Here is a 7,186-nt window from a genome sequence, read left to right as displayed (position 1 = left end):
TAAGTGCGTGGGCATCGCCCCGCGCGTCGTGCTGCCCCGGACGCGCGGGGCGATGCCCACGCGGTTAAACAGTTTAAAAACCCTTCACGGCGTTGGGCGATGCCCACGCGGTTAAACCATTTAGAGCGTTGGGATTTACCAGTGCTACAATCTGCCCCTTTTTCCTCGCGTCGAGCGTCCGATTGAACTCACGATCTGATTCTGTCGAAACCACGACCAGCAAGGCGTCCGCCATGCAGCAAACTGAGCAGCGAATTGCTTCACAATCAGCCGATTCGATCAGCGTCCGCATTGGCGAACTGGTTGACCAGGCTTCTGATCGGTCTGAATTTCTGAAATCATTGGCGTCGGAATTGGTCGTCCATTTCCAGACTGGAATCGTGGCAATCCATACGTCGGAATGGACCAACCCGATGATGTTGGTGCTGGACGACGTTTTGTCTCAGCAGATCGAACGGGCCGCCATCATTGATTTGCTGGAAACCGCAACGCGATCGCCGATCGCTTGCAGCATCGGTCGGATCGGCGACCAATCGCCGACACGCGGGCTTCGCGTCGAACTGACCGAATCGCCCAACCGCGCCGCCCTGATGTTGGTCTATCCACACGACCAAATGCCAACGGGAACGGATCAAATTCGCGACCTGCAACGATTGGGCACCTATGCCGATTGCACTCGGAAACTGATCGACACTCTTCCAATCGTCAACGTACCGGTCGGTGAATCTGAAGCAGTTCAAACAAACGCAGGCGACTCAGAAACATCGTCTGACACGTCTCGCGAGCGTTCGCTAATTTCACCCGCCAACGCCGATCAACTGACATCCGCAGACCAGCGATCGTTGCGATCCTTCCACAGCGATTTAAACCTAGACGCGACCGGTTATCGAATCGCAAACGAATCGCGGCGGATGCTGCAATGCGATCGAGTCACGGTACTGATCCCGCGGAAAGGTAAATTCAAAGTGGTCGCCGCTAGCGGTGTTGCCGTCGTCGATCGTCGCAGCAATAGTGTTCGCGCGATCGAAAAACTGACTCAGGCCGCCGTCGTGCTGTCGCGTCCGCTGGTTGTCCCAACCACGGATCCATTGCCGCCGCAAATCCAGCAACCGCTGGATCACTACCTGGACGAATCCGATGTGATGTCGTCGGTAATTTTGCCGCTGCATGGTAAGTCACAAAAAGAGAATCAAGATAACGATCAGGAAAACGTGATCGACGTCGATCCCTTTGGCAGCGAAGGCGAGATTGTTGGCGTCCTGGTGTTGGAATACTTCAGCGGCAACAGTCCGTCGGGGATTGGACCAGCGATGACGACGATCGCCAGCGAAGCGACATTGGCGCTAGCGAATTCAACCGAGCACCGAAATGTGTTTGGATTGAAGTTGTGGAAAACCGTCGGCACAGCGATCTCGAAAACCAAAGCACCGATCGCCGGTGCCGTCGGCTTGATCGTCGCAGGTTTAATCGCGGCATCAGCCATCATCCAAGTCGATCATCACGTGATCGCGACCGGAAAAATCGAACCAACGATTCGACGCGAAGTCTTTGCGTCGGTCGATGGAACCGTCAAACAGTTGCATGTCGTGGACGGACAAGACGTCAAGAAAGGCGACTTGCTACTGACGCTAGAAAACGCCGACCTGGAAAGCCAAGCAGAATCGTTGGCAGGCGAAATTCAAACCGCGACCCAGCGGCTGGCTTCGATGTCGGCGGTTCGGCTTAGCGAAAACAGCATGGACAACTCTGGTTCGCGATCTTCGTCCAGTCGTTTGGCGATGGAAGAACGACAACTCAAAAGTGAGCTCGCTAATCTGCGTCAGCAACAAGAAATCGTCCGCACCCAAATGAAAACTCTGTCGGTCAGCGCTCCGATCGACGGAACCGTGATCGGATGGCAGTTGGAACGACGCTTATTGGATCGTCCCGTCGGTCGCGGCAACTTGTTGATCAGCGTTGTGGACGACAACGGCCCGTGGTCGCTGAAATTGAACATTCCCGACGACGATGCAGGCCCGGTGATCGAGTCGAACCACGTTTCCGGCGAATCAGAAATCGAATTTGCTGTCGCGACACTGCCCAGCAGCACCTTCAAAGCAGAAATGCAATCGATCGCCACCGCCGCCCGCCTGGACAGCCGCGGCCAACACGTCATCGATGCCGAAGCCAACGTGTCGATCGATGTTGATTCGCAAAAGACTGGCTCTGATTTCGACGCATTCGATCCATCGATGATGCGAAGCGGTGCCGACGTGACTGCAAAAATCAAATGTGGCCGACGGTCGATCCTACGAAGCTGGTTTGGTGACGTGTTCGACTTCGTCCACAGGAATGTGTTGTTTTACTTTTAGGAAAGCGCCACATGCCTGCACCGTCATCTCCACCGTCACCCTCTTCGCTGACCAAGCGTCCGGTGTCGGTGCGCATGCGTGGTGACTTGCGATCGGTGGTGACGAAGCACAAGTACGACACCGCAGTTGTCGTCAAAGACCCGATTGCGATGAAGTACCATCGGATGCGACCGGATGAATTCTTTGTGCTCAGCAAACTGGATGGCCGACACAGCTTGGACGACATCAAAGAGGCTTACCAGGAGGAATACGTTCCGCAACGAGTGTCCGTCGTAGAACTGAACCAATTGTTATTCCGCTTCCACAAAAACGGATTGACGGTTTCAGACACGATCGACCAGGGACTTCGGTTGGACGATCGGCGTCGCAAGGAACGCAAAAGCCAGCTCATTCAGCACATCAGCGGTGTGCTGTTCATTCGCTTTCCCGGCGTGGATCCTGAACCGCTTTTGAGACGTCTGTATCCTTTGGTTCGGCCGCTGCTTAGCTGGTTCGGGATGGCGTTCGCGTGCGTGCTGGCGTTGTTCGCGCTGGTCGTTTTTCTGACGCGATGGGACGTCTTCGCGAGCGAGTTTCCTGAGATGAATCAATGGATTCGTTTGGAATCCGTTTTGATTTTGGCGGCGGTGATCGGCGGGACTAAGGTGCTGCATGAACTTGGGCACGCGTTGGTGTGCAAACATTTTGGTGGTGAGTGCCATCAAATTGGTCCGATGTTGTTGGTGTTCACGCCGGCGCTCTACTGCGACACCTCTGATTCATGGATGTTGCCCAACCGGTTTTCCAGAGCCGCGGTCGGTTTGGCTGGGATCGCGACCGAGGTTGCTTTGGCGGCGATCGCGACGCTCGTTTGGGCTAGCACGGCACCAGGATTGGTTCATTACATTTCCATGAACGTGATGTTGGTCTGCAGCATCAGCACGGTCATGTTCAACGCCAATCCGCTGCTTCGTTACGACGGCTATTACGTTCTTTCGGACCTGTGGGACATTCCCAATTTGGGCCAGCGGTCCAAAGAACTGCTGACCGGTCATGCCAACAAGTTAATCTTTGGTTGCGATGAAATCTCCACCGAACCGATTGCCAGATCAACTCATTTTTGGCTGATCGTTTATGCGATCTTGGCGTTTGTCTACCGATGGATGTTGACGTTGGTGATCTTGTGGTTCGTTTCCATGATCCTGCGACCGTACCGGTTAGAATCACTCGGACGGTTGCTGTTTGTCTTTGCCGCTGGCGGGATGCTGTTTGCATTACTGAAAGGGCCTTACCAGTTTTTGAAAAATCCGTCGCGAAGAAGGAAGATTAAAATGAAACGCACTGTCCTTTCGATGACGATCGCGGCCGGATTGCTGGCTTGCTGTTTCGTTCCAATGTCATCAGGCATCTCGGCCCAGGCACGGATCGTTCCTCGCGTGGAAACACCGGTCTATGTCACAACAACCGGAACCCTGAAAGAGCTTTTGCGAAAACCCGGTGATGTTGTTTCCAAGGGTGACGCGATCGCAACGTTGACCAGTCCTGACGTCGAATTGCAACTGCTGAAAACGCAAGGTAGATACGACACGCAATCGTCGATCGTCGAATCGATTGAGCGATCCATTTTTGACACGCCCGAAGCTGCCAATGATTTGCCCGGCCAGAAAGCGTTGTTAGACGATTTGCGTCAGCGTTTAGAAAGCCGCAAGGCACGGGTGCAGGGGCTGACCATCAAAGCACCCGCAGATGGTCGTTTGATCGCTGGTCCAAGACGCAGCGAAGACACGGCCGCCGCCGAAGAATTACGAATGGTTAGCTGGTCCGGCTTTCCAACCGACTTGGTCAACGAAGGTTGCTTGCTGGAACCGGGCACCGAAATCCTGAGCGTCATCGACGGCGATGGCTGGGACGGCGATGGCTGGGACGGCGATGGCTGGGACGCCGAGATCACGTTGTCGCAGTCTGACGTTCACCGCACTTCGGTTGGCAACTCGGTGAAGCTGGTTTTGGAATCAATGCCGTGGCAAACGTTCACAGGAACCGTCGTGGACATCTCCATCGATCGCTGGAACCAGCAACAACACACCGATCGACGATCAGATCCCCAAGCCGCCAGACAAGATGGCCCGGTCGAAACGTCGTACCTGGTTCGAGTTGAGTTGGAACCAAGTATCGAATTGCCACTGGTCACCGGATCGATCGCAGCGGCACGAATCGAAGCAGAGAAGTCGTCGCTCGCAGAACGTGCCATGCGAGCACTCAACGGACTCTTTCGATTCCGGTAGTTTGACGCAGACCGGAACAAACGCAGCGCGGTTCCGGGAATTCAAAGCCAAGCGGCTAGCGACGTTCTTGATATTGATTGACGTCGTACGCATTTGGATCAGGACGACCGAAGTTCTGATTCCACGGTGCCTGATTCTGGTTTTGGTAGCCGTTTTGTTGCGGAGCGGATTGCTGGAAATTGGGTTGCTGGTACCGTTGGTCTTGTTGTTGGAACCCACCATTGCGATTGGCGTATCGCGGATCTTGTTGTGGTTGTTGCTGATCGCCCGCGAACTGTTGATCACGGTTGTCCAGAATTTCGCGGCCTCTGTCGATGACGCGCCGTGTGTCTTGGCGAATTTCGGCTCGATTGAATTGGATCGTCGTTTTGTCGCCTTCGCGGTCGATCGTGAACCAACCTGCCGTAAACGCAACACCAGCCAAAATGACAATGATGAACAGATTTCGCATCTCTATAATCCTTAAGTGAAAACTCTACTTTGAAACTGTTTTAAAACGACCTGGGAGGTTGCCGGCGACCTGCCCGTAGCTGATTCCGCCAGGGTTCAGTCGAGCTGCATCGGATCATGGACTGAACCCTGGCGGGATCAGCTACGTTTTAAAACGACCTCTTAGATCCGTCGTCCGCGTAGTATCGGCAAAATTGATGCTTCAAAGCGAGAACAGTCTTTGAAAAACTTTTGCTCTTTGCCACACTGCTGAAATCAATCAACTTTCTCGGATGATCACAAGCGTTGGCATCTTGCTATCATGCCCCGACGCCATCATTCTGATAACGATTTCCTTGGATAACTCCGCTGCCCCCCAACGATTGAGATTTTGTGGAAGACCTCGACATAGCCCAACTTGCCGCCTACTTGCACCTGACGCCGGACCAGGTGAACAAGATGGCGGTTCGTGGTCGCATCCCGGCTCGAAAAGTCGGTAACCAATGGCGTTTTAGCGAAGCCGAGATTCATCATTGGTTGGAAGACCGAATCGGTGCGAGCGATCCAGAGGAATTGGAAAAGGTCCAAGCGGTTTTGGATCGGGCGAAGGGGGATCAGCCCAAGGATATGATGATCACCGAAATGTGCGTTCCCGAAACGATTCAAATTCCGCTGAACGCACGGACCCGCGGATCGGTGATTCGGTCGATCTGTTCGCTGGCTGCCGAAACGGGAATGATGTGGGATGCACCGGCGATGGCCGAGGCTGTGTCGGCGCGTGAGCAAATGCATCCAACGGCGCTCGATTGCGGCGTCGCGTTGCTTCACCCGCGTCGTCCGCAGACATCGATCTTGGCCGATTCCGTGATCGCGTTAGGGGTCTGTCCCGCTGCCATTCCGTTTTCGGATCGAGGAGATTTGACCGACGTCTTTTTCCTGATCTGCTCTTACGACGACACCGTCCACCTGCGTATCCTTGCGAAGTTAAGTCGGATGATATCCCATCCCGACTTGTTGGACCAATTGCGATCCTGCGAGTCGTCGGGCGAAGCTTGGGCAGCACTGCGCCAGGCAGAAGAGCATATCGACGATTCGGACGAAGAAGAATGAAGTCGAACCACGGCGGGTTCGATCAAAGGCGAGTTTAGTTTACGGCGGTTTTTGAGAAGGATTCAGAAAATGAAGTTGTCTTGCGTTTCAGGCCGTGCTTTGAATTACCGGACGGTCCTGTGGATCGGTGATCGTGAAGCTAACGAAGTCCGCGGAGCCTACGAGACAGCCGAGCTTTGCTCATCTCAATTGGCCTACCGTCCAAGCTTGGCATCGGCAATCGATCGGCCTGCGTCGGATGTTGACTTGATGATCGTTGCGGCCAGCGATCGAACACCACTTTCCGATGCCTCGCTTACCGAACTCAACCGCCGACATCCTTCCGCGATGCGATTGCTGTTGCAAAGCCCGCTATGCACGGGAGTCCACATTGCGGGTGACGAATTTTTTGGTGCCCAACGCCACAACTGGATCGAAGGTACCGACGTCTTGCGCCGCATGCTAAGCAGGGAAGATTCACCAATCCAAAACTCCAACTGCGTTGCCGTGATCGCGAGCAATTTCTCCGCAGCCGAAACACTCCTGCAAGTTGCCGAAGATTCTGGATGTTCAGCATTCTGGTGTCGCAGCGAAGGAACCCTTGCGATCCGCGGCGTTGACACCGTTTGGTGGGACGATTCATACGCGGTTCCCACCGACACGGTCGGATGGACCAAGCGAATTGAGGCGATGAATGCATGTGCGACTAGCGGAACCGCTTCGCAAAAGATCGCTCACACTTGGATCACCAACCGAGTGCATTGGTTACAGGTTCACCAAGCCAGAGAAGCAGGTGTGGGCCTGGTCCTCACCAAACCATTCCCACTGGAACTACTAAGCGATTCGCTCGGATCAGGCCAAGTATCCGGCCGATTCGGGACGACGCAGCATCCAGCTCTCGACCGTCCGCAAAACCTCCGCGACGCGGCTTAGAGACTTTTTCAAAACGTAGCTGATCCCGCCAGTATGTAGGCCGTAGCGAGCCATAGCGAGTTACGGCAATGTGCGCACCGCCGTAACTCGCTATGGCTCGCTACGGCCTACTTTCAAGGA

The 7,186-nt window shown here is 54.6% G+C and carries 5 protein-coding genes; 4 read left to right on the top strand and 1 reads right to left on the bottom strand.

The genetic code is table 11. The annotated features are described in order from the left end of the window. Positions 1–182 precede the first annotated feature (182 nt). Positions 183–2,351 carry an efflux RND transporter periplasmic adaptor subunit gene (locus RC85_RS24160; RefSeq protein WP_149752604.1) on the top strand — a complete coding sequence of 723 codons (2,169 nt, stop codon included), beginning with the start codon at positions 183–185 and terminating at the stop codon, positions 2,349–2,351. 11 nt (positions 2,352–2,362) lie between these two features. After that, positions 2,363–4,615 (top strand): biotin/lipoyl-binding protein, encoded by a 2,253-nt coding sequence (locus RC85_RS24155; RefSeq protein WP_084422988.1) that lies wholly within the window; start codon positions 2,363–2,365, stop codon positions 4,613–4,615. Positions 4,616–4,670: 55 nt separating this feature from the next. Here RC85_RS24155 and RC85_RS24150 read toward each other — a convergent pair whose 3' ends face one another. Beyond that, the gene (locus tag RC85_RS24150) at positions 4,671–5,066 is read right to left on the bottom strand and encodes a hypothetical protein (protein WP_068267313.1); all 396 of its coding nucleotides are present in this window, start codon (positions 5,064–5,066) and stop codon (positions 4,671–4,673) included. A gap of 371 nt (positions 5,067–5,437) precedes the next feature. Here RC85_RS24150 and RC85_RS24145 point away from each other — a divergent pair, with 371 nt between their 5' ends. Continuing rightward, positions 5,438–6,154, top strand: coding sequence for a PTS sugar transporter subunit IIA (locus RC85_RS24145; protein WP_068267312.1), 717 nt, complete (start codon positions 5,438–5,440; stop codon positions 6,152–6,154). A gap of 69 nt (positions 6,155–6,223) precedes the next feature. Continuing rightward, a complete protein-coding gene (locus tag RC85_RS24140) occupies positions 6,224–7,066 on the top strand; it encodes a hypothetical protein (protein ID WP_068267311.1) in 843 nt (280 codons plus the stop codon). Positions 7,067–7,186: the final 120 nt, after the last annotated feature.

This window comes from Rubripirellula obstinata (genome assembly GCF_001642955.1).
Taxonomy (GTDB): Bacteria; Planctomycetota; Planctomycetia; order Pirellulales; family Pirellulaceae; genus Rubripirellula; species Rubripirellula obstinata.
Note: the sequence above shows the minus strand (reverse complement) of the source record. Positions and strands in the feature narration are given on the sequence as shown.

What these genes read in the sequence shown, in the direction of transcription:
- RC85_RS24150 (WP_068267313.1), bottom strand. Translation starts at nt 5,066, where the DNA reads ATGCGAAATCTGTTCATCATTGTCATTTTGGCTGGTGTTGCGTTTACG.
- RC85_RS24155 (WP_084422988.1), top strand. Translation starts at nt 2,363, where the DNA reads ATGCCTGCACCGTCATCTCCACCGTCACCCTCTTCGCTGACCAAGCGT.
- RC85_RS24140 (WP_068267311.1), top strand. Translation starts at nt 6,224, where the DNA reads ATGAAGTTGTCTTGCGTTTCAGGCCGTGCTTTGAATTACCGGACGGTC.